This is a genomic window from Selenomonas ruminantium AC2024 (genome assembly GCF_000687995.1).
Lineage (GTDB): Bacteria > Bacillota > Negativicutes > Selenomonadales > Selenomonadaceae > Selenomonas_A > Selenomonas_A ruminantium_B.
Genome location: NZ_JIAC01000001.1, coordinates 2,010,245 through 2,032,608, shown reverse-complemented (window position 1 = coordinate 2,032,608; position 22,364 = coordinate 2,010,245). Strand labels below are relative to the sequence as shown.

Sequence of the window (22,364 nt, the reverse complement as noted above, 5' to 3'; positions counted from 1 at the left end):
AGGAGAGCGCTATGGAAAAGAAAGCGATTCTGCTGGACGAAAAGGACAATGTGGCCACCTGCACCAGCGAAGCACAGTCGGAGGATATGGTTATTTGTCATGGCGGCGGCAGTGCCCAGGTTAAAGCTGTCGAAACGATTCCCATTTGGCACAAGATTGCCTTAAAACCTATCGCCAAGGGTGAAATGGTCTATAAGTACGGGGAAATCATCGGGGAAACCTTGCAGGATATTCCGCAGGGCGGCTGGGTATCGCATGAGAATATTCGCAGCATTCCCCGGGATTACGCCAGTGAGTATGCAATGGGCAAGGAGGGCAAATAACATGGAATTTTACGGTTACAGACGCAAAGAAGGCCGCCCCGGCATCCGCAATCATATTTTGATTCTGCCCGCTTGTGCCTGTGGCAGTGAGTCCTGCCGGATTGTGGCCAGTCAGGTACGGGGCGCGGTGAATATCGTCTTTAACACCGGCTGCAGTGATGTGGCGGCCAATACGGAAATGAGTCAGAAGGTGCTCACGGGTTTTGCTCTGAATCCTAACGTGTACGGCGTAGTCATCATCGGCCTGGGCTGTGAAACCGTACCCCATGCCAAGCTGCGGGAAAAGATACAGGCAAGATGTTCCAAGCCGGTAGTTTCCTTTGGCATACAGGAGGAAGGCGGCACCTTAAAGACCATTGAAAAAGCTGTGCGGGCTGCCCGGGAAATGGCAGCTGAAGCCGGGCTGCAGCAAAAAGAAAAATTCCCCATCAGCGAGTTGCTGTTGGGGATAGAATGTGGCGGCAGCGATGCTACCTCTGGGATTGCCTCCAATCCTGCGGTGGGCAATCTTAGCGACAGGCTGGTGGATTTGGGGGCGTCCGCCATGATGAGTGAGTCCATTGAGTGGATTGGCGGCGAACATGTGCTGGCCCGTCGGGGTGCCACGCCGGAAATCCACGACCAGATCATTCGGGTGTGCGAGGATTATGAGAAACATTTGCTGGCCGCAGGACAGGATTGCCGAGCCGGGCAGCCGACACCAGGCAACAAAGCGGGCGGTTTGTCCACGATTGACGAAAAGAGCCTCGGCTGTATCCGCAAAGGCGGCACCCGTCCCATCGTGGAGGTGCTGGAACAGGCGCAGCCACCCACGAAGCGCGGGGCCATTGTCATGGATACGGCAGGGTATGATATTTCTTCCGTAACGTCCATGGCGGCCGCCGGCTGTCAGGTCATTATCTTTACTACGGGCAGGGGAACGCCTACGGGCAACGCCATTGTACCGGTGCTGAAAGTGACCGCCAATGAACATACCTATAGCTGGATGGAAGATAATATGGACGTGGATTTATCGGGCATTATCCGAGGGGAGCAGACCATTGAGGAAAGCGGCGGGATGCTGCTGGAAAAGCTTCACGAGATAGCAAATGGCAAGCTCACCAAAGCAGAAGCCTATGGTTTTTCGGATATTGCGGTTGACCATGTGTGCAGATTCGTGTAATTGGCGTAGGGGCGAACAGGATAGAGCATATTATGTTGTCAGACCTTGAAATCCGGCTGGTCACGGTAGAAGTGCTGCAAAAGTTCAATAAAGGCGTGCAGGGATTGGCGCTTGTCGTTTTTATGCGTGTAAACACCACAGGGAATGACGACATCGCTGTCAAAGTCGAGCCAGGCAAATTCGCCGTTATGGTCATTTAAGAAACCTGGTGCCAGACAGACCCCTTTGTGGGCAGCCACGTTGGTCAGGGTGTTGTCGTGGTCGGGACTGTTGAAATAATCCACATGAATTTCGCTGATTATGCGTTGCTGCAGGGCACGCAGCATGGGCGGTGAGCCGCCGCCTACCATAAGTGTACGACCTTTTAAGTCGCTGGGCGTAACCAGCGGCTTTTTTGTCAGGGCGTCATTTTTCTCGGTAATCAGGTAGATGTGACTGTCAAACAGGTGGTGACAGGTCACATCCGGTACGCGCTTCATCGTGTATTCCATGGCAAAGGTCACGTCCTGTTCGCCTTGCAGGAAGGATTCCTGTCCGTGCTGCCAGTCCGGTCATCGCCTGTCGGCACTCACGCTGGAGCAGGACAGGGCACTGGCGATGACGCCGACAGAAGACCTGCTAAAGGTGGATTTTTTGCAGCCGGAAAAGATAAAGGATACTTTGCATGCCTATCAACTGGCTAAACGCTGTAATGAAAAGCGCACGATGTATGAAGCTGTCCGCTGGGGCGAACGTGGTGCGAGGATAAATGATATTGCGCCTGGAATTATCGTTACGCCTTTGGCTATAGATGAATTCAATGGCCCGCGTGGTGATTTTTACAAGAATATGTTTGCCAAATGCCCAGCAGGCCGCCCAGGTACTGCTGATGAAGTGGCTGATGTGGCAGAGCTTTTGATGAGCGAACGGGCGCAGTTTATCACGGGTTTCCACATTTTTGGTAGATGGAGGGGCAACAGCTTCTTATTACTATGGGCCGTTGCAGCCATAAATAATTGCTACTACCGGTAAGGTCTAACTTTATGGGGTCACTACAATATCCTATCGAATCAAAAGGTCTTCTATGATAAAATATGAACAAGTCATAGAAGATCTTTTATTATGTCAAGAGCCAAGTGATGTGTTGTCGGATGGATGATTTACTGGAGCTTTAATATGAGAACATACGTTAAACGGACTGTATTAGAAACAGAACGGCTAAGGTTATATGTAACATCACAAGCGGAAATGGAGGAGATTATCGATAGACAGACCGACGATGAGCTCCAAAAAGCTTATCAAGAAATGCTGGATGGTTATCTGGCCCATCCTGAGCAGGGAGAGTGGTACGCTATATGGATGGTGACACGCCACGATGGCGTGCAGGTTGGAGATTTGTCATTCAAGGGACTTAATGAAGATGGCTCCGTAGAAATTGGATACGGCATAAATGATGAATTCCAAGGGCAGGGATATGCCACAGAAGCAGTTGCAGTTGCTGTGAACTGGGCTTTGAAGCAGGCTGGCGTATTGCGTGTGGAGGCCGAAACAGAGCCGGATAATGCAGCTTCGCAGCGTGTTCTGGCAAAATGTGGCTTTGTCCCCAATGGAATCGTTGGCGAGGAAGGGCCGCGCTATGTAAGAAGGTAAGGGGGAGCGGTTGAACATGCAGGTTTTGTATATACATGGCAAAGGCGGAAATGCTGAGGAAAGCAAACATTATGAGCCGCTTTTTCCCCAGGATAAGGTTAGCGGGCTGGATTATCAGACCTTTTCGCCTGGGGATACTGGCCGGGAAATTCGGACTGCTGTTGAGCAGCTGGTGAAAAAGGGTGAGGAGATTATCCTGATTGCCAACAGCATTGGTGCCTTTTTCAGCATGAATGCGGGAATAGACGGGCTTATTCAGAAGGCATATTTCATTTCACCTATTGTGGACATGGAGCGTCTTATTCTGGATATGATGAGATGGGCAAATGTAACGGAGGCGGAACTGGAAGCTCAAGGCGTAATTCATACTGAATTCGGCGAGGATTTATCGTGGGAGTATCTGAGCTACGTCAGAAATCATCCCCTTAAATGGAATGTGCCAACGCAGATTCTGTATGGCGAAAAAGACCAACTGACATCGCTGGCAACGATGAAGAATTTTGCCGAAAAGCATCATGCAGGGCTGACGGTTATGGAAAATGGTGAGCATTGGTTCCACACGGAGGAACAGATGGCTTTTCTTGATCATTGGATTTTGGGGGCGAAGTAATGGATATAGAAAGCATGGCCCGATATTGGTCGCAGGATGCAGAAAATTATGGTGACATCATACGGAAAGAACTGGCCAGTTTTCGTGTGGAGGCATGGCAGAACTATTTGCGGGAAAAATTGCCTGCGGATACCCGCAAGGTGCTCGATTTGGGCTGCGGCCCCGGATTTTTTTCCATTATCTTGGCCAAAATGGGCTACGAAGTAACGGCCGTGGATTGTTCAGAGGGGATGTTGGCTCAGGCAAGGCAGTTGGTTGAAAGCGCAGGCATCAAAATCACGTTACAACAAAAGGACATCAATCATCCGGAGTTTCCGGATGATTCCTTCGATGCCATTGTGAGCCGTAATGTAACCTGGACTTTATCAAATCCGTGGCAGGTATATGAGGAATGCCAGCGGATGCTGCGGACAGGAGGACGCCTGCTGCTCTTTGATGCCAACTGGAATATGCCTCTTTTTGATGAAGCTATGGCCAAACGGGCAGAAGACCGGCGGGAAGAATGCTTACGGCAGTATGGAGATGCTCTGGATTCAGCAGCGGATATAACCGAGCCTTTTGATCCGTTACAGCTGCCCCTCAGTGGAACAAAACGTCCCTATTGGGATGTAGAGCTGTTGCGTAACATGGGCTTTGGCGATGTGCATACAGAATTTGATGTGACGGAAAAGCTTTGGGACGATAAAGAGCGGTTGCTCTACGGTGAAACGCCAATGTTCGGCATCTTTGCCACGAAATTCTAGGAGGCTGGCTGATGGTTACTTATGAATATGGTAATCCAAATGCGGTTATTACACTCGTTCAGACTGTGGATGAACATGATATAGCAGGAATGGATGATGAAGTGGCAGAAATTCAGAGGCTGTCCGGCAAAGAATTTCGCTTGTTGGCCGTCAAGGTGGAAAGCTGGAACCGTGATTTATCTCCGTGGCCGGCACCTGCGGTTTTTGGAAAGGATGATTTTGGCGATGGTGCAGGAGAACTGTTGACCGAAATCCTAAAGCTTTGTCAGGACGAAAGCAAAATCTATTATCTGGGCGGATATTCGCTGGCGGCCCTGTTTTCCCTTTGGGCTGCTTACCAAACCGATAAATTCGCGGGCATTGCTGCTGCTTCACCATCTATCTGGTTTCCGAGGTTTGTTGACTACATGAAGAGCACGGCGATTAAATGCCCAAACGTATACCTCAGCCTTGGCGATAAAGAAGAAAAGACCAAAAATGCAGTTATGTCAAGTGTGGGGGATTGCATACGGGATGGCTGCGCATGGCTTAAGGAGCAGGGTCTTAACTGTACGCTGGAATGGAATACTGGCGGGCATTTTAAGGAGCCGGAGATTCGGACAGCGAGAGCTTTTGCGTGGCTTCTAAGTTCAGCCGTGTTAACGTGTAATGACTGTGGAATCTAATGGCAGGTGTATCATCAAAAAGCCGCAGATGACAATAATTCCCCATTCTGCATGAAACTTTGCAGGATGGGGAATTATTGGCTTGAAAGGGTGGTTTACGGTTGGTATTTTTTTATGGCCTCCTGTGCCATTTTCCGGAAGACATCTTCATACTTACGGTATTTTTTCTGACCGATAACAAAGGGATGGGGCTGGCCAGGGCGGCGGTGTTTGAGTTTTTCCAGACGGGGAAAGGTATCGTCTACCCAGCCATGGGCGCTCATTTCTACATCAACCTGGAAATCAGCGGTGTATTTTGCGAAGTAGTTTACTGCGCTTAGATAGAGGTAATTCATTTCCAGATTGGCTGGTGTGCCGGTGCCGCCCCAAATGGCCACATGATGTTTTTCGCCATGGTCAGTGACTGGGACAATCATGGACAGGCAGCCCGGGGTATGACCGGGGGTGAGTACGAGGAAAATATTTGTGTCGCCTAAGGTTATGGTCTGACGGTCATTCAGCTCGATGTCAATATGGGGACGTACGCCGGAAAAAGCATTTTGAGCGGGAATTACCGAATACCAGTTGCTGTCAATGATATTAATGCCGATTTTTGCCTGCGGCGCATATTTATCCTTGAAGAACTGGGCACCACCATAGTGGTCGCTGTGGCCGTGGGTAAGGAGAATATAGCGGGTGTCGGCAGGGGATAAGCCTAGCTTTTTCATGCTGGCGGCGGCATAGTCTGCATCCTGTTCATCCCAGCCGGAGTCAATCATGATAAGACCTTCACTAGTGCGCACCACAAATTGAGCTACGGAGATGGAGCCAATGTAGAAAAGGTTGTCAAAGACTTGCGCGGGTTCGATGGGCGTGCGGTCAAATAAATAGTGCATGGCTGTTTCACCGGTAGCTTCCTCCGGCGAATGGGGATATTCTGTGGATGCAGCGAATGCCTGTGGGTCACCCAATAACAAGCCGGCGGTTAGAGCCAGACTGCCTTTGAGAAAGTTTTTTCTGGAAATAGGTGAATAGAAATTCATCATTAAATGCCTCCTGATAATAGTATGTTAACATACTAATACAATAGTACGTTGACATACTATTGTCAAGAAAAAAATCACAACTTAGCCGTGATTTTTTCTTCCAGTCTAGTGAGGGTTTTTGTAAAGCTGGTTAATTCCTCGTCTGTAAGCCCGGATTCGGTTTCCCGCATAAAGTCATAGTCAAGTTTTGCCAGTTCCTTGGTGAGAAAGATACCAGCGGGGGTGGCTTGCAGCTTATAGAACCGTTTATCGCTGTCATCTTTTTGACGGGTCAATAATTCTTTTTTTATCAGTCTGTCCACCAAAGCTTTGGTGCTGTTTTTGTCTTTTTCCAAGCGCGCAGCTAATTCTTGTTGAGAAAGGTTTTTCTCCTTGCTGACAATTTGCAGCACCACCCATTGTTCTGGGGTGATGTCATAATCGGCTAATACTTTTGTCATGAACTGATGAATCTTGCGAGCTGTACGGCAAATGATATAGCCTGTGGTTTCTTGTAGCATAACATTCTCCTTATTAGATGACTGAAATCATTATAGCATATTTTGACCAGTCATTTTAGGTGTTTTATGATTAGGATGGCTTTTCGCTTAATAGAATTTTTCCTCTGCTGATTCACACTATTGTTATGCCCGTTTCAATTGTCATAAGGCAGACCGCCTCATATAGACGTATCTATGTGAAATTAAGTTTTATTCGCTACCGGAACGCTTTTTTTCTATTTTCAGACAATCCAAAATCCAAGCCTGCCTGATATTGCAGGAAAATTGTCAAACAGGCGGGAAGTCAATGAGTTGACAGTTCGCTATTATCTACAATATAATAGTCACGCAATTCTAAGAAAATTTAAGGAGATAATATTTTTGCGTAATTTACTGATTGGTTCGTTGCTATTGTCGCTGGCTGGCAGTATTTGGGGAGCCATGTTTATTGCTGTCCGTTTGACCGTAGGCGTGATTACGCCTGTGGCTTTGGTTTGGCTGCGGTACGGTGTGGCGCTGGTCCCGTTAGTGCTTATCATGTTGTATCAAAAATCTTCCTGGAAAATTGAGCGCAAGGACTGGAAGCTCCTGCTTATTTCTGCGTTGACCGGTCAAACGCTCTCTATTGTCACGCAGGAATCGGGAACCATGCTGACTTCAGCACAGATGGGTTCGGTGATAACGGCGGCTACACCGGCATTTATGGTGGTGTTCGGCTGCCTGATTCTGCATGAGCGGTTTAATTTCAGCCGTTTGTTGTCTGTAGTTTTGGCAACGGCGGGTGTGCTGCTAATCGTCGTTGACCCGGAGAATCTGCAAACCGGCAGTTTTTTGGGCGGTGTCTATTTGTTTGTCGCAGCTATCACCTGGGCGTTGATGTCCATACTCGTGAATTAACGAAGCAAATTATGAAGCTTTGGTAATGCCGCAGATATGGGGCTCGGTACTTTATGTGGGGATGATTTCCACCACGGCAGGATTTGTCCTTTGGAGCAAAGGGCTGACGTATATGGATGCATCCATTGGCGGCTTGTTTATGTTCTTTCAGCCGATCGTTGGCACAATCTTAGGCTGGTTATTACTCGGTGAAGCCATGACCGACTATTTTTTGCCTGGTTTTGCGCTTATTGCCGTCGGTGTAGTGCTGGCTATGAAGGGCGGCAATACAACTGCTGCGGAAAAACTGCAAAGAAGCCGCAAAGAGTATGCACAAAGGCGTTCGCGGTAATGTTTCTTTGGTTAGATAGCTTTTAGGAAAAGCTTTTTCCTTAGGGAAAGTTTTGGTAAAATAAAACTAAGAATATTTTAGGAAAATTTATATTGGGAGGAGAGTTTACGATGAAAGTCATGATGGTCAATGGTTCACCGCATCCGCAGGGCAATACGGCAATGGCTTTGCAGGAAATGCAGAAAGTCTTTGCGGAAAACGGTGTAGAAGTCGAAATGGTTCATGTGGGCAATAAGGCAATTCGCGGCTGCATAGGCTGTCGGGCCTGCGCGCAGAAGGGAAAATGTGTGTTTGACGATATCGTCAATGAAACAGCACCGTTGTTTGCCGAATGTGATGGTCTGGTCGTGGGCAGCCCGGTTTATTACGCTTCAGCAAATGCTACCCTGGTCGCTTACCTGACGCGCCTGTTTTTCAGTACCGGTTTTGACAAGACGATGAAAGTGGGGGCAAGTGTAGTGGTGGCCCGGCGTGGTGGCTTGTCGGCAACTTTTGATGAGCTCAATAAGTTCTTCACCATATCGGGCATGCCCATTGCTGCTAGTCAATACTGGAACAGTGTTCATGGCGGAGCGCCGGGAGAAGCGGCGCAGGATATTGAGGGCATGCAGACCATGCGGACATTGGCGCGTAATATGACCTTCCTGATGAAAAGTATCCAGTTGGGCAAGGAAAAATTTGGCCTGCCAGAGAAAGAATCTTGGCAAGCCACTAACTTTATTCGCTGATTGATGCTTTTGTGTACCATTCCTGAGCCTTCTGCAGATTTTTTTCTACACCCAGGCCATTTTCATACATATGCCCCAAAGCTGCCATGTCAGGTGCTGCAATGATATCACCTCGCTGGGCAGCTTTTTGGTATAACGTCAAAGCCTTGTGATAATCCTGGGGAACGCCGTTGCCGGTTTCGTATAAACGTCCTAAATAATACGTGCCTGTAATATCGCCCCGCTCGGCGGCAATGGCGTACCATTTGGCGGCTTCTTTGGTATTAGCTGTTACGCCATAGCCGTGTTCATAGCAAAGGCCTATGTAACGAGGGGCTTTCATATGTCCTTTGTTATTGGCAGCCGTAAATTTTGCGAGTGCCTGTTCATAATCACCGGCGTTGTAGGCGGCGAGGCCGGCATCTTGTAAGGCTTTGGCAAGTAAGCTGTGTGGCTGGCCGTCTTTGCGCTGCTGGAACAGCCAGTCGCGGATGGCTTCGATATCATAGGCAAATGACCAGGTATACATGTGGTTGCCGCCAGCAAAGACGGAGTAATTAATAGGCGCGTTGGCGGCGGTCATGTCTTTGACGTTTGCATTGATTTCTGTAATACTTGCATGACTGTCCCAAAAGGTCTTATTCCGCGCAACTTTGCTGCCCAGGGATTCCCAAAGGGCTGTTGCGGCATTCATGCCGGGGAAGGCTTTGGTATCGCCTTCACAGACGGTTATCCAGAGTTTTTTGTCCTTCATGGCGGCCATTTCTTCCACATTCCATTGGCAGGCTACGAGCCATTGCGCGGCAAATAAATCCGGATATTTATCACTGATGGCAATGTTGGCCATGCCGCCCTGCGACTGGCCGGTGCCGTAGATGCGGTTTTTGTCTACGCTGTAACGCTCAATCACATCATGGAGTAAATTGGTCACGAGGGTAAGTCCCGGTGTCCAGACATTTTCATCGGTGGTCATCATGCCGATTTTGTCAACTAAGTCGGCGGTATACTGCAGAGCAAGGATAATGCATTCATGCTTGGCCTGTTCGCTGTCGCTGGCCCAAATGGTGGCGCCGTTGCCTTGGAACAGCGGTGTTTTTATCGCGTTGATGTTGGCACTGGCATCGGCCACAAAAAACAGCAGCGGATATTTTTTCTTTGGGTCATAGTTTTGGGGCAGATATAGATTATAAGGAATCGTGGCGCCCACTTCCTTATCGGTGTATTCGTATTGCTGGAACCGTTCTAAGTCTGGCTCATTTACGGCTGTCGCGGATACAGTCAGCGGGGCAAAGGTGGTGCCGTCAATAGCAGTAAGAGGGCGCACCTGTTGTACCTGCAGGGATAAATCCGGCATTTTGCGGTTGGATTGGCGGGGCGCATCTGTGCCCTGGCCGTTTTTATCATCGGCAGGTCTTGCCTGACGCCCCGGCTTTTTGCTTAAATCACCATCATAGACATTGTTCTGCTTAGCAAACTGCAGGATGACATAACGCCCGGCTTGCGCCTTATTCGTAAGTTCCGGTTTATCGTTTACCATTACGGCGGTAATCTCTTTGCCGGATACAGCAAAGTCCGTGGGCTTTACAGCTGAGGGTAAAAGTGCTTTCGGGTATTCTAAAATCGCTTCGGCAACCTGTTCGCCGCTGCCATAGACACGCGTTACAGCTGTAACTTTTTGCAGGCCATGAATAGCAGCGCCTGCCTGCACTTCACCAGCTTGTACGGTGGCTGCCTGTACGGGGAGTGTGCTCGGCAGCATAAATGCCCCTGTCCCCACCAAAGTCAAAGCCAATATTTTTTGATATCTGCGCATAATCGTACCTCCATACTCATTTTAAGCAATAAAAAAAATCGACGTTCCCTAAAAAGGGCAGAAAGCCACTGAGGCTCTCCACGTCGATTTTCTGCCGCCGAAGCGACACGGCTCCTACACAGCCGTTTATGCTATTGAGCATACTATATCATATTTGTGGCATAAAGACAATCGTTACTTTTGTGTATTTGTCCATGATGAATTCTGTAAGTTGACAACTGCTGGCAATCGTAATAGAATACGAAGTGTCAAGTATTTTCCTCGACTGAATATTGTTTTTTATTGTTAAGGAGCTTGCTGTTTGAGAAACAACACCTTGGAGATTGCAGGCTGACCGGGAGGTTGGCTTAGGAGCAATTTCACACCGACCTCCCTGTATTGCAGTCATCAATCATCAGGAGGAAAAACAATGAGCAAAAATGACTATCGTATTCGTTTGGAAAAAATTGAGGAACATCGTGAAGTAGAAAACATGGTCCGGGAAGCTTTTTGGAATGTCTACCGTCCCGGTTGTTTGGAGCACTATGTTCTGCATTGTCTGCGAAATGACCCAGCCTTTGTGCCGGAGTTGGATTTTGTCATGGAAAAGGATGGCCGGCTGATTGGTCAGAACATCTTCATGCGAGCCGTTATCAAGGCTGATGATGGCAGGGAAATCCCAATTATGACGATGGGCCCTATTTGCATATGTCCGGAACTGAAAAGGCAGGGCTATGGCAAGATTTTGCTGGATTTCAGTTTGCAGAAAGCTGCTGAATTGGGCTGTGGAGCCTTGTGTTTTGAAGGAAACATCGGTTTCTATGGCAAGAGCGGCTTTGACTATGCCAGCAATTTTGGCATTCGCTATCATGGCCTGCCGGAAGGAGCGGATGCGTCCTTTTTCTTGTGCAAGGAACTTGTACCGGGTTATTTGTCAGGCATTACCGGTGAATATACCACGCCAAAAGGTTATTTTGTAGATGAGGCAAAGGCTGAGGCATTTGACAAGGATTTTCCTTTCAAAGAAAAATTGGTGCTGCCAGGGCAAATTTTCTAAACGTATGCTAGTAGAACTAGGCCCAGTGAATGAAACCGGTCCGTTGAATGAGACTGGCCCATTAACCGGCCGCAGATGAACAGGGATTAGCTAGATAAAACAATGGGGCTGCTGCACAAAAGCCTTTTACCGCGATAACCAATATGCAAGAAAGATTTGCATACTGGTTATCGCAGGGAAAGGACTTGTGCAGCAGCCCTGTTTTGCGTGGATTTCAAGATGGCGTAATCAAGATTTATTCTTGACTTGAAGTGTGCTCTAAGTGTTAAAATTGAAGCAATAGAGAAATCATTGGCAGGAGATCATAATGAATAGAAGAACTTTTATCGTGGGAGGTTTGGGAACCTTGGGAGTATTAGCTGGCGGCGGTGCGCTCTTTACCCAGCGGCCGGAATTTGGCAGGCTGCCGCAGGGGGAACGTCTGGCACGGATGGAAGCCTCACCGCATTATAGAAATGGCAAGTTCCAAAATCTTGTTCCCGTACAGGTCATGAATGAGGAGAATGGCGAAAATCGTTTTGTGGCGATGGCAAAATTCCTCTTTGGGGATAAGTCCCATTTATCGCCCAAGCAGGTAATGCTGTCAAAGAAAACGGATTTGCACAGCCTGAATCCGCATGATGATGTGGTGGTCTGGCTGGGGCACTCCAGTTTCTTTATGCAGCTTGGAGGCTATCGCATCTTAATTGACCCCGTGTTCAGTTCCTATGCATCGCCCATCTTTTTCATTAACAAGGCATTTCCTGGCAGCAACGTCTATACCGCCGAGGATGTGCCGGAGATTGATGTATTGGCGATTTCCCATGACCATTGGGACCATTTGGACTATCCGACGATTATGGCGCTGAAGCCGAAGGTGAAACGTATTGTCTGCCCGTTAGGCGTGGGAGAATACTTTGAAGGCTGGGGCTTTGAAAAAGAACTTTTGCACGAGGAAGATTGGGATACGGAAATCAAATTAACAGATGATTTATCTATCCATATCCTGCCGTCCCAGCATTTCTCGGGGCGGTTTCTGACTTCTAATCCCACGCTTTGGTGTGGCTTTGCGTTTGTAACTTCGCAGCGCAAGGTATACTATACGGGAGATGGCGGATATGGTGCACACTTCAAGGCCATTGGGCAGAAGTTCGGCGGTTTTGACTTGATGCTGGGCGAAAACGGCCAGTACAATATGGCCTGGCATGCCATCCATATGCTGCCGGAGGAAACGGCGCAGGCGGCAGTGGATGTGGGGGCGAAAATGCTTCTGCCTGCTCATAGCGGCAAGTTTGCCCTGTCACGTCATCCCTGGCAGGAACCTTATCAAAGACTTTCGCAGGCCAGCCAGGGAAAGGGATATAAACTGATGACGCCGGAAATCGGCGAAGCAGCTTATATTGCCGGCACGCAGGCAGTAGGTTTTGATAACTGGTGGGAGCGTATGCAATAAAAAATTTGACTTGGAGTAAACTTCAAGTGGTAAAGTGAAAGCAGATTTTAGCAGGGCGGTTGATGTGATGAAGAAGAACATAACGCGCAGGAATTTCGTGAAACTGGCAGGCATGGCGGTAGCTATGACGGCTTTACCGGGCTGTGCGATTTTTGCGGCTGATACCCCAGAAAAAAAGCCGGAGGCAAAGAAAAAAGTTGCCGGTACTGGCGGCGAGCATTACGTTCCGTATCGTGAACGGCAAGGGGCCGAGTCCGTGGTTTACTTTACGTGTGACCTGTCAGCGGCAGGCCTGCTGAAAATTTATGACCGTGTCAAAAAAGATTTGGGCGGCAAGGTGGCCATCAAGCTGCATACCGGCGAACCGCATGGTCCGAATATCATTCCTCGTCCTTGGGTCAAGGAACTGCTGCAGAAGCGTCTGCCGAAGGGCAACATCATTGAAACCAATACCTATTATGGCGGTGGCCGCGACACGACGGAAAGGCATCGTCAAACCCTGCAGGTCAACGGCTGGACGGATTTTACCACGGTGGATATTACAGATGCCGAAGGGACAACGATGCTGCCGGTACCCAATGGTAAGTGGTTTACGGAGATGTCCGTGGGCAAGAATATGCTGCAGTATGATTCGCTATTGACGCTTACGCATTTCAAAGGCCATGCGATGGGCGGCTTTGGCGGCTCCAACAAGAATCTGGGCATTGGCTGTGCCGATGGCAAAATCGGCAAGAAGATGATTCATGCAGGGGACTCCAGCTCTCAATGGGGCGTAAATAACGAGGAATTCATGGAGCGCATGACTGAATCCACGCAGGCTACCGTCAACTATTTCAAAAATAGAATTGCCTTTATCAATGTGATGCGCAATATGAGCGTGGACTGTGACTGCGCCGGAACCTCGGCTAAGCCTGTGGTCACGCCGGATATTGGCATTGTGGCCTCCTTGGATATTCTGGCCGCTGACCAGGCATGTGTTGACTGCGTTTATGCGCTGTCCGAAGAGAGCAAACATGATTTAGTAGAGCGCATGGAGTCACGCCACAGCATGCGTCAACTGACCTATATGAAGGAAATGGGCATGGGCAATGACCGTTATCAGCTGATTGATGTGGATAATGGCGACAAAGTCATCACGGCTGCCGAAGCGGTAAAGGGCGTCAAAGGTACCTGGGTGCCGGATGGCAACTGATTAGCACAAAGGAGCGATAATATGGATTTGAAAACTATTCAGGAAAACAGTATGTTCCCGGTGGGCGGCGAAAATGTCAACTATGCCCAGTATTTTGACGGCAAGAGCTATCTCAATATGATTTCTCTGGAGCAGGTGGTTATCGGCAATGTGACCTTTGAACCGGGGTGCCGCAATCATTGGCATATCCATCATGCCGACAAGGGCGGCGGACAGATGCTTCTGGTTACCGCCGGACGCGGCTGGTATCAGGAATGGGGCAAGCCTGCGCGGGAATTAAAGGCTGGTGATGTCGTGCATATCCCTGCTAATGTCAAGCATTGGCACGGTGCGGCCAAGAATTCCGCCTTCCAGCATATCGCCATTGAAGTGCCGGGCGAGAAGACTTCGAATGAATGGTGCGAACCGGTGGATGCGAATGAATACAATAAGCTGCCATAAATAATTGGCAGCTTTGGTAATGGATGTATTCAGTTGGTTTTCTTTATCTTTTTTAGTTCTCTATGCAGCCAATCCAGGCGCTGTTTTTCCCGCAGGATGGCCTGCTCCAGGATGCAGCGGTGGCCGAAATGTTTCTGCTGTTCGCTTTCATCCGCGAACAGCAGCTGCCAGCGGGTCTGCAGGTATTGGTATTTTTCCTCATGCCGGGCAATTTCTTCCTGAAAGAGCCGGGTGACCAGTGGATGGTCGGCCGAATCGAGCAGATACAATTTCATCGTGAATTCATCCCGGGTAGGCACCAGCGGATTTAAGGGTTCATCCATCCAGGCGGACAGAAGTTTCTGTCCGTCTTTTGTGATTTGGTAGAATTTCTTTTCGAGTTTTTTGCCCACCAGTTCCGTGTGTGAGGAAATCAAGCCGTCGTCTTCCATACGTCGCAGCTCCGGGTAAATCTGACTGTGGTTGGAGTACCAGAAGTCGCCGAGCTCTTCTTCAAACAGCTTTTTGATGTCGTAGCCTGCTAGATCCTCACGGTTCAGCAGCCCTAGAATGATATATTTTAATATGTTCTTTTGTGCCATAGTCATTCGTCCCTTCGTATATATCTGGAATCAGTATAGCATAGATAAAAAAAATTATCATGTATTTTATTACATGATATTGACAAGTCAAATAATCTGGTTTATGATACATATATCAACATTATGTAAATAAATACATAATAACTAGGAGGAATTTAACAATGGAATTTAAAGAACTGGATGACTTTTTGGGTACGCATTTTATTTATACCTACGATAATGGCTGGGAATATGAATGGTATGCCAAGAATGATCATACGGTGGATTACCGCATTCACGGCGGTATGGTCGCCGGCCGTTGGGTGAAGGATCAGGAAGCCAATATCGTCAAACTTACGGATGGCGTATTCAAGGTAACCTGGACGGAACCGACAGGCACCGATGTGGCTTTGGACTTTATGCCGAATGAAAACATTATGCATGGTACGATTTTCTTCCCGAAATGGGTACAGGATCATCCGTCCATTACGGTATGCTTCCAGAATGAGCACATTGACCTGATGGAAGAATCCCGTGAGAAGTACGAAACCTATCCGAAATATCTGGTACCGGAGTTTGCCAAGATTACCTACATGGGCAAGGCTGGTCAGGACAACGAAGAAGTTATCGCCGAAGCGCCTTACAAAGGCATGACGGATGACATTCGTGCCGGCAAGTATTTTGATGCCGACTACAAGCGTGTAAAGAAATAATAGCTGGAGGTTCGTCATATGAACGCAGGTAAATTGAGAAAAATATCGGTAACAGCTATGCTGTCACTGGCTCTTATGGTTCCTGTAAATGGTGTTGGTCATGCATCTGGCAAGCAGGAGAATCTTATTTCCATGCAGCCGACTTATCGGGATGTAGTAGTCGCCAATGTGAAAAATGACAATGGCGCGCCCCGCCAGCTGCACATGAATGTGTTCATCCCGCCCCAGGCCAAGAAAGAAAAAGTCCCTGTGTTGGTGTTTGTACATGGCGGCGGTTGGGCCAGAGGCACCTATGAAGGCGATGATGTAAAGCAGCAAGCGAAGCAGAGCAAGCAGAGCGGCAATGGCGCTTTGATGGATAAGGACAATACTTCGTCCTATAAGATTTTCAAAGATGTCCTGAATCATGGCATTGCCTTTGTTTCCGTGGATTATCGTTTGAACAGCGAAGCGGCTTTTCCTGCTCAGATTTATGACGTGAAAGCAGCAGTGCGTTTTGTCCGTGCTCATGCGGCAGAATATGGCATTGACGCCGACAGAATTGCCATAGCCGGTACCTCGGCTGGTGCTCATTTGGCAACAGAACTGGCTGTAACCAGTGGCAACAAGAACTTAGAAGGTACTGTAGGCGGAAATCTTGGTTATAGCAGCAAGGTCACAGCCTGTGTTGACTTCTATGGCCCCACCAATTTGTTGACCATGGCTCCGGAAATGAGTCCCCAGCTGCAGTCACCTGCTGAAGCTGCCGAAACCCATGATTCGGTGCGCGCCAATGAATCCATTCTGCTGGGCTTTACAGGGGAAGGACAAGGTGTCGGCACCCTGCGTAAGATATATGAGGCCGGCGATAAAACCTCTCCCTATTGGAGTATGGTGGAGAAGGCCAAACTGGGCAGCCCGGTATATCAGGTGACGAAAGATGCGCCGCCGTTCTTTATCGCACATGGCGGACATGATTCACTGGTACCCATTCAGCAGAGCATCAGCCTGCAAAAGGCATTGACCGATGCCGGCGTGGAAAATCTTTTCATGTGCAATTCTGAAGCACAGCATGGTTATGTGGGTGAAGATACCAATAAAGCCATGATGCGCTGGCTTTGCCAAAAGCTTGGCGTTAAATATTGATTCCCAAACATTTCCAAACAAATACACTTTAAGAGAAGCCGTTTGACAGGTGATTCTGTCAGGCGGCTTCTTGTTCAAAATCGCAATATATTACAGCAACTGAATTTGTCTGTCGACAAGAGGTAAACATTAGCGTTATAATATAAAAGAAAGCTTAAACATAAATTATGTAAATCGGAAGGGAGAGCACGATATACATGTTGGAATTGAAGAACATTTCCTTCCATGTCACCGAGGGCAACAGCCAGGTGGATATTATTCAGGACCTGAGCCTAACCGTTGACAACAGGAAATTTGTGGTCATTACGGGGCCCAACGGCAGTGGCAAGTCCACCCTGGCGAAAATTATAGCGGGCATTGAGCAGCCCACTTCCGGCCAGATTCTTTTGGATGGCCAGGATATTACCAATAAGAGCATTACGGAGCGGGCACAGATGGGCATCAGCTTTGCCTTTCAGCAGCCTGTGCGTTTCCGCGGCCTGCAGGTTATTGACTTGTTGCGGCTGGCAGCCGGGAAAAAGATTTCCCATATCAAGGCCTGCGATTATCTTTCCGAGGTAGGGCTTTGCGCGAATGATTATCTCAACCGTGAAGTGAACAGTTCCTTGTCCGGTGGTGAGCTCAAGCGTATTGAGATTGCTACGATTCTGGCCAGAAAGACGAATCTTTCCATCTTTGATGAGCCGGAGGCGGGGATTGACCTTTGGAGTTTCCAAAACCTTATCCGCATCTTTGAAAAAATGCGGGCAGAAATTGAAGAAAGTTCCATCATCATCATTTCCCATCAGGAGCGCATCCTGCAGATTGCTGATGAAATCATTGTGCTGGCCGATGGCCGGGTACAGGAACATGGCGCCGGCAAAGACATCCTGCCCAAAATCATGGACACGGAAGTCAGCATGCCCATGTGCAGAAAATTTCAGTAAGGGGGTAGCGCTATGTTGAAGATGGACGAGATACAGAAAAGACTGCTGCTGGAGGTGGCTGACCTGCACGATGTCCCCATGGGGGCTTACAATCTGCGCGCTAACGGCAAGTCCGTGGGCCGTGGCAGCAGTGCCAATATCGAAATCACCTCCAAGGAAGACGGTTCCGGCATTGATATCCGCATCAAGCCCGGCACCAAGAATGAGAGTGTACACATTCCTGTAGTCATGAGCGAAAGCGGCATGAAGGAAACGGTGTACAACGACTTCTACATCGGCGAAGGAGCTGATGTGGTAATTGTGGCAGGCTGTGGCATTGACAACTGCGGCACCCAGGATTCGGAACACGATGGCGTTCACCGCTTCTTTGTGGGCGAAAATGCCAAGGTCAAATATGTGGAAAAACATTACGGTTCCGGCGATGGCAAAGGCCAGCGCATTCTGAATCCCGTAACGGAAGTGACCATGGAAGCAGGTAGTTCCATGGAGATGGAAATGGTACAGATTAAGGGCGTGGATTCCACCAGCCGTACCACCAAGGCAAACCTCAAGGCAGATGCCAGCCTGATTGTGCGCGAACGCCTGATGACGCACGGCACGCAGTATGCTTACAGTGAATACGAAGTGACGCTGGATGGCGAAAATGCCAGCGCTGATGTAGTGTCCCGCGGCGTAGCCAAGGACAAGTCCTATCAGAAGCTGGATTTGCGCATCGTGGGCAACGCAGCCTGCCATGGCCATACGGAGTGTGACTCCATCATCATGGACGAGGGCAGAATTCTGGCTGTGCCGTCCCTGGAAGCCAACAATGTGGATGCCATGCTGGTGCATGAAGCAGCTATCGGCAAGATTGCCGGGGACCAGCTCATCAAGCTGATGACTTTGGGCCTAACGGAAAAAGAAGCCGAAGAACAAATTGTCAACGGCTTCTTAAAGTGATATTCTTCTATAGAACTCCTTCAGCTTTGGCTGGGGGAGTTTTTTGCAGTTCAGCATTCTTTTGCCAGGCGGCGTTTGGCTTTATAACTTTCGATTCGCATGAGGAATCGCTTTTGCAATGCCTGAAACTTTTCCGGTGAGATAACGATATTGCGTTTACGTGCTCCCGCCATCTGGTCGATTTCCGCATCTTCCAGTTCAAAGAGATCTGCATCCTGCAACAATAATAATTCATCTGCCTGGAGTATCATAAGTATTTCCTCCCTATTTCGACATTTAGTATGTAATGTTGTTCCTTCTATAGCCATATACGATTGGCAGATAAATGTATTACAGTTTCTCCAAAAGAAAATTGAAATTTTTTACCAAAATCACAGGATGATAAAAATAAGCCCCTCCGAGCCAGGAAGGGCTTATTTTTATTTTTTCGGATAAACACCGATGGTGAGTTTATTGAGGATGGGAATGGCTTCGCCGATTTTCCGGCAGATAATAGCGGCCAGAATGGAGAGTATCAGCGTTGCCCAGTAGAAGGTGATAACAACAGGCGCGGTCATAAGTTTGCCGTGGTTCTGCAGCCACAGGCCGATGTAGGTGATGAACAGGGGATGGGCCAGATAGGCGAAGTAGGAATGTTTGCCTAAGATATGGAGCAGATTGTTTAGGGCTTTGGGATAGCTCTGATAGGTGAAGATGGCAAAGAAGAACAGGCTGGCGGCCATGGTGTAGAGAATCCCCCAAGGGCAGAGTTGATGCGCCGTGTTGATGGCCTCAAGTGCCGTGTAGCCGTCAAAGTAAATCTTCTCGTAGTAATAGGTCATAAGGCCGCCCAAGGTGAAGAAGAAAAAGCAGCAGAGTCCATGAAGATGTTTTTTCATAAAGTCCATGAACTTATCGCTGTGAACGGAAAGCCAGCCACCCAGCAGGAAGATGAAGAAGTAATGGAGCACCCAGTAGTTGAGACGGTACATCAAAAAAGGCTTGAGAATGCTGTTATCGGGCAGGCCGTAAACGTAGAGGTTGAAGGCTGTATCAAAGCTCGACCAGTAGTCAAAGGCCATCTGCAAAATCAATAAGATGCCTAGACGGTAAAGGGTCAGGCGGCGTACTATGGCAATCCAAAGGGGCATCAAGAGATAGAACCACAAGAGAATGACCATGAAATAGAGTTGATACTTGGCATTGCCGAAGAACAGGACGGATAACAAATGCAGCGGGTCAGGAAAGCCGACGCCGTAGAGCAGACCGTCATGCAAGAGATAAAGCAGGGACCAGGCAAGATAGGGAATCAGCACGGTCTTTAGACGCCGCTTGGTGAAACTTACGAAATCAAAGGGCGCGTTGATGTTCAGATTGTAGAACAGGCCAAAGGCAGAGATAAAGAAGAAGATGGGCACGCTGAACCGGGTAAAGGTTTCAAAGAGTGCCACCAGATGAATGTTGGCCGCCGGGTTCATGATGTACTGGGAACCGATATGGATGCCAATAACCCCCATCATGGAAATGCCACGGATGTATTCGATGGCGGCAAGCCTGGGCTTGCGGGGCAGAGTTGCTGTTTGCATAAAGAAAAAACACCTCGATAAAAAATAATTACCTACCTATCATAACAAAAAATAAGACGCAATGCCACCAAGGATTCAAGAGGATATTTTGCAGTGGATAGCGAATAGCTTACATAATGGGTTTCGGGATAGAGATTTGCGAGGTATAGGAGATGGAATAAAATGGAAAAATACACCGTAGCTGAGCTGCCTTTGGACGAGCAAAATGTGCTGGAACAACTCTATGGCGGACAGATGAATGAAAATCAGGGCTATTCGCCCAATCATATTCTCTATGTGCGGGAGCTTACAACAGCAGAAGAAGGGCTGTTTACGAATTGTACATCCTTTCAGCCTTTAGGTGTGTTGGTGCAAAATTTGTACAAAATCCGGGGCAGATTGCTGCCGCCGCATTTTAATCGGGCACTGTATAAAATGGTAGAAGAATGTGACGCCCTGCGCCTGAACTACTGCTCGGTGGGCAAGCGCATTTTGGCTGTGGTCTTTCAAGAACGGCGTGTGCTTGCCCCGGTTGTCTATCGCAATTTGGAAGGCATAGAAGAAGATGAACTTGATGCAACCTTGCACCGTATTATGGATGCAGATTTGCGTCAGGGCATTGATGTGCGTCATGGGTGCCTGATGCGGTTTTCCATCTTTCACACCCACAATGATGAATATGCGGTGCTGGTAACGGCTGTGCAGGCCGTGCTGACGGATTTTGATGTGCGCAAGCTCTTTGTCAGAGCCTTAGGCTTAAAATGGGAGGAAAGTGCGCAGCCAGCCAATGGCGCCATGATGCAGAAGTCTGCCATGGCGGCCCCTGTGCGGGAGTACTGGAAAAAGATACTCGGGAACTTCCCCCAGAATTGCCGTATTCCCAAGTATGGCAAAACCTCCATTCCTGTCCCCAGACATCGGGCATATTTTACGCATTTGCCCGCGCCCATTTTGTCGGATTTGCGGGAAAAGGCCAAAGACAAGAAGAGCATGCTCATGGCCATCCTGCAGACGGCTTGGGGGCTTTTCCTGCTTCAGGAAAATAGATGCCGGGATGTAGGTTTCTGCCTGCGGGTGCCCCGCCGGGAAAAAGGTGCTGACGGACAGAGCCGCATTCCAAGTTTGGTGCCCCTGCGCCTGCAAGTGGAAAATGACAATGTCACCATACAGGAAATCGTGAATAAACTGTTCCAGCAGTTTGTAATTTCCCAGCCGTATGCCGCTTTGGGCCGCTCGGATATCGAAAGTCTGATGGGCAAGCAGAAGGGGATTTTTGACCATTTTTTGGATTTTTGTGATTTCCACTATGAGACCCACTCCTTTGAGAAAGCTCCGGGAGCTGTGGATGGGCAGCTTATTCTGCAAAAGTTCTGGGATGGACGGGATAACAAATTAAGTATAGCCTTCCATCATGAGGAACATCAGTTGTCCATAAGCATGCAATACGATGAACGCTTTTTTGACCGGGAGAGAATCGAAATTTTGGTCAAGGAATATCTGCAGGTCCTCCAACAGATGCTGACGGATTGGAATCTGCCGATAGGCGTTTTCCAGGAGAGATTGGGCAACCGCCTGGAGAGAGTGGAGAACTCTGTTACCGAGAGAGTGGACAGCCGTGCCGTATTGCAGGATTATTTGTCTCGTATCACTCTGTTCAAGGAATTGGACCGTGGATTCATTCAGCGCTTTATGGAATATGCCCGGTTGGATGTCTATTTTGAAGGGGACCGTCTGGCGGGGAAGGATTTGGATGGACAAATGGTCTTTTTGGGAATGGGCCGGGTGGCTCGCAGTATCGAATTGGGTGACGGCTGGTACCATACGCTCGATATCCAGAAGGAAGGCGGCTGGCTCAATGAAACGGTGCTGCTGCCAGATAGAAAGGGCGATATGGCCTTGGAAGTGCTTACGGAGCGGGCGGTGATTCTCACTGTTCCCTTGGATAAGGCACATATTATTATGGACAAGACCCCATTGATGCCCAAGTGCGTTATCCAATACGTTATCCGGCAGATGGAAAAATATCAGCGGTTGTGGATTCAATCCTAATCCTGTATAATTATTCCGTAATC

General features: G+C 48.6%; 26 protein-coding genes. 19 read left to right on the top strand and 7 right to left on the bottom strand.

The window, feature by feature from the left end:
- Positions 1–11: 11 nt before the first annotated feature.
- Together P157_RS0109660 and P157_RS0109655 are read left to right on the top strand one after the other, a co-directional pair.
- On the top strand, positions 12–323 hold the full coding sequence (locus P157_RS0109660) for a UxaA family hydrolase (RefSeq protein WP_026760814.1): 312 nt from the start codon (positions 12–14) through the stop codon (positions 321–323).
- 1 nt (position 324) lies between these two features.
- Positions 325–1,485, top strand: coding sequence for a UxaA family hydrolase (locus P157_RS0109655; RefSeq protein WP_026760813.1), 1,161 nt, complete (start codon positions 325–327; stop codon positions 1,483–1,485).
- A 38-nt stretch (positions 1,486–1,523) separates the two neighbouring features.
- Here P157_RS0109655 and P157_RS14365 read toward each other — a convergent pair whose 3' ends face one another.
- Entirely contained in the window at positions 1,524–1,976 is a 453-nt protein-coding gene (locus tag P157_RS14365) for a LysR substrate-binding domain-containing protein (RefSeq protein ID WP_080695427.1), read from the bottom strand.
- Here P157_RS14365 and P157_RS14360 point away from each other — a divergent pair.
- The 5 genes from P157_RS14360 (at position 1,975) to P157_RS14350 (ending at position 5,132) form a co-directional block, all read left to right on the top strand.
- A complete protein-coding gene (locus P157_RS14360; RefSeq protein ID WP_230578471.1) occupies positions 1,975–2,496 on the top strand; it encodes an SDR family oxidoreductase in 522 nt (173 codons plus the stop codon). The two genes, P157_RS14365 and P157_RS14360, sit on opposite strands and share 2 nt — an antisense overlap.
- A 144-nt stretch (positions 2,497–2,640) precedes the next feature.
- On the top strand, positions 2,641–3,114 hold the full coding sequence (locus P157_RS15140) for a GNAT family N-acetyltransferase (RefSeq protein ID WP_026760812.1): 474 nt from the start codon (positions 2,641–2,643) through the stop codon (positions 3,112–3,114).
- Between the two features lie 16 nt (positions 3,115–3,130).
- On the top strand, positions 3,131–3,724 hold the full coding sequence (locus tag P157_RS0109635; RefSeq protein ID WP_196243113.1) for an alpha/beta hydrolase: 594 nt from the start codon (positions 3,131–3,133) through the stop codon (positions 3,722–3,724).
- Positions 3,724–4,467: a class I SAM-dependent methyltransferase gene (locus P157_RS0109630; RefSeq protein ID WP_026760810.1), complete on the top strand. Its 744-nt coding sequence runs from the start codon at positions 3,724–3,726 to the stop codon at positions 4,465–4,467. The genes P157_RS0109635 and P157_RS0109630 overlap by 1 nt, the downstream gene beginning before the upstream one ends.
- Before the next feature lie 11 nt (positions 4,468–4,478).
- A complete protein-coding gene (locus P157_RS14350; RefSeq protein WP_051598581.1) occupies positions 4,479–5,132 on the top strand; it encodes an esterase in 654 nt (217 codons plus the stop codon).
- Between the two features lie 95 nt (positions 5,133–5,227).
- Here the strand turns inward: P157_RS14350 and P157_RS14345 are convergent, their stop codons facing one another.
- Together P157_RS14345 and P157_RS14340 are read right to left on the bottom strand one after the other, a co-directional pair.
- The gene (locus P157_RS14345) at positions 5,228–6,157 is read right to left on the bottom strand and encodes an MBL fold metallo-hydrolase (protein ID WP_051598580.1); all 930 of its coding nucleotides are present in this window, start codon (positions 6,155–6,157) and stop codon (positions 5,228–5,230) included.
- Positions 6,158–6,231: 74 nt separating this feature from the next.
- On the bottom strand, positions 6,232–6,657 hold the full coding sequence (locus P157_RS14340) for a MarR family winged helix-turn-helix transcriptional regulator (protein ID WP_033170077.1): 426 nt from the start codon (positions 6,655–6,657) through the stop codon (positions 6,232–6,234).
- Between the two features lie 360 nt (positions 6,658–7,017).
- Here P157_RS14340 and P157_RS15760 point away from each other — a divergent pair, with 360 nt between their 5' ends.
- From P157_RS15760 to P157_RS0109605, 3 genes are all read left to right on the top strand, one after another.
- The gene (locus P157_RS15760; RefSeq protein WP_051598579.1) at positions 7,018–7,533 is read left to right on the top strand and encodes a DMT family transporter; all 516 of its coding nucleotides are present in this window, start codon (positions 7,018–7,020) and stop codon (positions 7,531–7,533) included.
- Positions 7,534–7,558: 25 nt separating this feature from the next.
- Positions 7,559–7,864 carry a DMT family transporter gene (locus tag P157_RS15755; protein ID WP_051598578.1) on the top strand — a complete coding sequence of 102 codons (306 nt, stop codon included), beginning with the start codon at positions 7,559–7,561 and terminating at the stop codon, positions 7,862–7,864.
- Positions 7,865–7,974: 110 nt separating this feature from the next.
- A complete protein-coding gene (locus P157_RS0109605) occupies positions 7,975–8,592 on the top strand; it encodes a flavodoxin family protein (protein ID WP_026760809.1) in 618 nt (205 codons plus the stop codon).
- Here the strand turns inward: P157_RS0109605 and P157_RS14330 are convergent.
- Positions 8,582–10,384, bottom strand: a complete 1,803-nt coding sequence (locus P157_RS14330) for an SEL1-like repeat protein (protein ID WP_051598577.1) — start codon at positions 10,382–10,384, stop codon at positions 8,582–8,584. The genes P157_RS0109605 and P157_RS14330 overlap by 11 nt on opposite strands.
- 409 nt (positions 10,385–10,793) lie before the next feature.
- Between P157_RS14330 and P157_RS0109595 the strand changes: the two genes are divergently transcribed.
- The 4 genes from P157_RS0109595 (at position 10,794) to P157_RS0109580 (ending at position 14,485) form a co-directional block, all read left to right on the top strand.
- Entirely contained in the window at positions 10,794–11,420 is a 627-nt protein-coding gene (locus P157_RS0109595; protein ID WP_026760808.1) for a GNAT family N-acetyltransferase, read from the top strand.
- 307 nt (positions 11,421–11,727) lie between these two features.
- Positions 11,728–12,852 (top strand): MBL fold metallo-hydrolase, encoded by a 1,125-nt coding sequence (locus P157_RS0109590; protein WP_026760807.1) that lies wholly within the window; start codon positions 11,728–11,730, stop codon positions 12,850–12,852.
- A gap of 67 nt (positions 12,853–12,919) precedes the next feature.
- Positions 12,920–14,044: a DUF362 domain-containing protein gene (locus P157_RS14325; RefSeq protein ID WP_037368288.1), complete on the top strand. Its 1,125-nt coding sequence runs from the start codon at positions 12,920–12,922 to the stop codon at positions 14,042–14,044.
- 21 nt (positions 14,045–14,065) lie between these two features.
- Positions 14,066–14,485, top strand: coding sequence for a cupin domain-containing protein (locus P157_RS0109580; protein WP_026760806.1), 420 nt, complete (start codon positions 14,066–14,068; stop codon positions 14,483–14,485).
- 29 nt (positions 14,486–14,514) lie between these two features.
- Here P157_RS0109580 and P157_RS0109575 read toward each other — a convergent pair whose 3' ends face one another.
- Entirely contained in the window at positions 14,515–15,066 is a 552-nt protein-coding gene (locus tag P157_RS0109575) for a PadR family transcriptional regulator (RefSeq protein ID WP_026760805.1), read from the bottom strand.
- Between the two features lie 161 nt (positions 15,067–15,227).
- Between P157_RS0109575 and P157_RS0109570 the strand changes: the two genes are divergently transcribed.
- The 4 genes from P157_RS0109570 (at position 15,228) to P157_RS0109555 (ending at position 18,748) form a co-directional block, all read left to right on the top strand.
- Positions 15,228–15,758: a phenolic acid decarboxylase gene (locus P157_RS0109570; protein ID WP_026760804.1), complete on the top strand. Its 531-nt coding sequence runs from the start codon at positions 15,228–15,230 to the stop codon at positions 15,756–15,758.
- 18 nt (positions 15,759–15,776) lie between these two features.
- On the top strand, positions 15,777–16,883 hold the full coding sequence (locus tag P157_RS0109565) for an alpha/beta hydrolase (RefSeq protein ID WP_026760803.1): 1,107 nt from the start codon (positions 15,777–15,779) through the stop codon (positions 16,881–16,883).
- A gap of 197 nt (positions 16,884–17,080) precedes the next feature.
- The gene (locus tag P157_RS0109560) at positions 17,081–17,809 is read left to right on the top strand and encodes an ABC transporter ATP-binding protein (protein WP_026760802.1); all 729 of its coding nucleotides are present in this window, start codon (positions 17,081–17,083) and stop codon (positions 17,807–17,809) included.
- Between the two features lie 12 nt (positions 17,810–17,821).
- Positions 17,822–18,748 carry a SufB/SufD family protein gene (locus tag P157_RS0109555; protein ID WP_026760801.1) on the top strand — a complete coding sequence of 309 codons (927 nt, stop codon included), beginning with the start codon at positions 17,822–17,824 and terminating at the stop codon, positions 18,746–18,748.
- A 50-nt stretch (positions 18,749–18,798) separates the two neighbouring features.
- Here the strand turns inward: P157_RS0109555 and P157_RS0109550 are convergent, their stop codons facing one another.
- Together P157_RS0109550 and P157_RS0109545 are read right to left on the bottom strand one after the other, a co-directional pair.
- On the bottom strand, positions 18,799–18,999 hold the full coding sequence (locus P157_RS0109550) for a hypothetical protein (RefSeq protein WP_026760800.1): 201 nt from the start codon (positions 18,997–18,999) through the stop codon (positions 18,799–18,801).
- Positions 19,000–19,167: 168 nt separating this feature from the next.
- Positions 19,168–20,313 carry an acyltransferase gene (locus tag P157_RS0109545; protein ID WP_026760799.1) on the bottom strand — a complete coding sequence of 382 codons (1,146 nt, stop codon included), beginning with the start codon at positions 20,311–20,313 and terminating at the stop codon, positions 19,168–19,170.
- 162 nt (positions 20,314–20,475) lie between these two features.
- Here P157_RS0109545 and P157_RS0109540 point away from each other — a divergent pair, with 162 nt between their 5' ends.
- Positions 20,476–22,341, top strand: coding sequence for a condensation domain-containing protein (locus P157_RS0109540; RefSeq protein ID WP_026760798.1), 1,866 nt, complete (start codon positions 20,476–20,478; stop codon positions 22,339–22,341).
- The last annotated feature ends 23 nt before the right edge of the window (positions 22,342–22,364 follow it).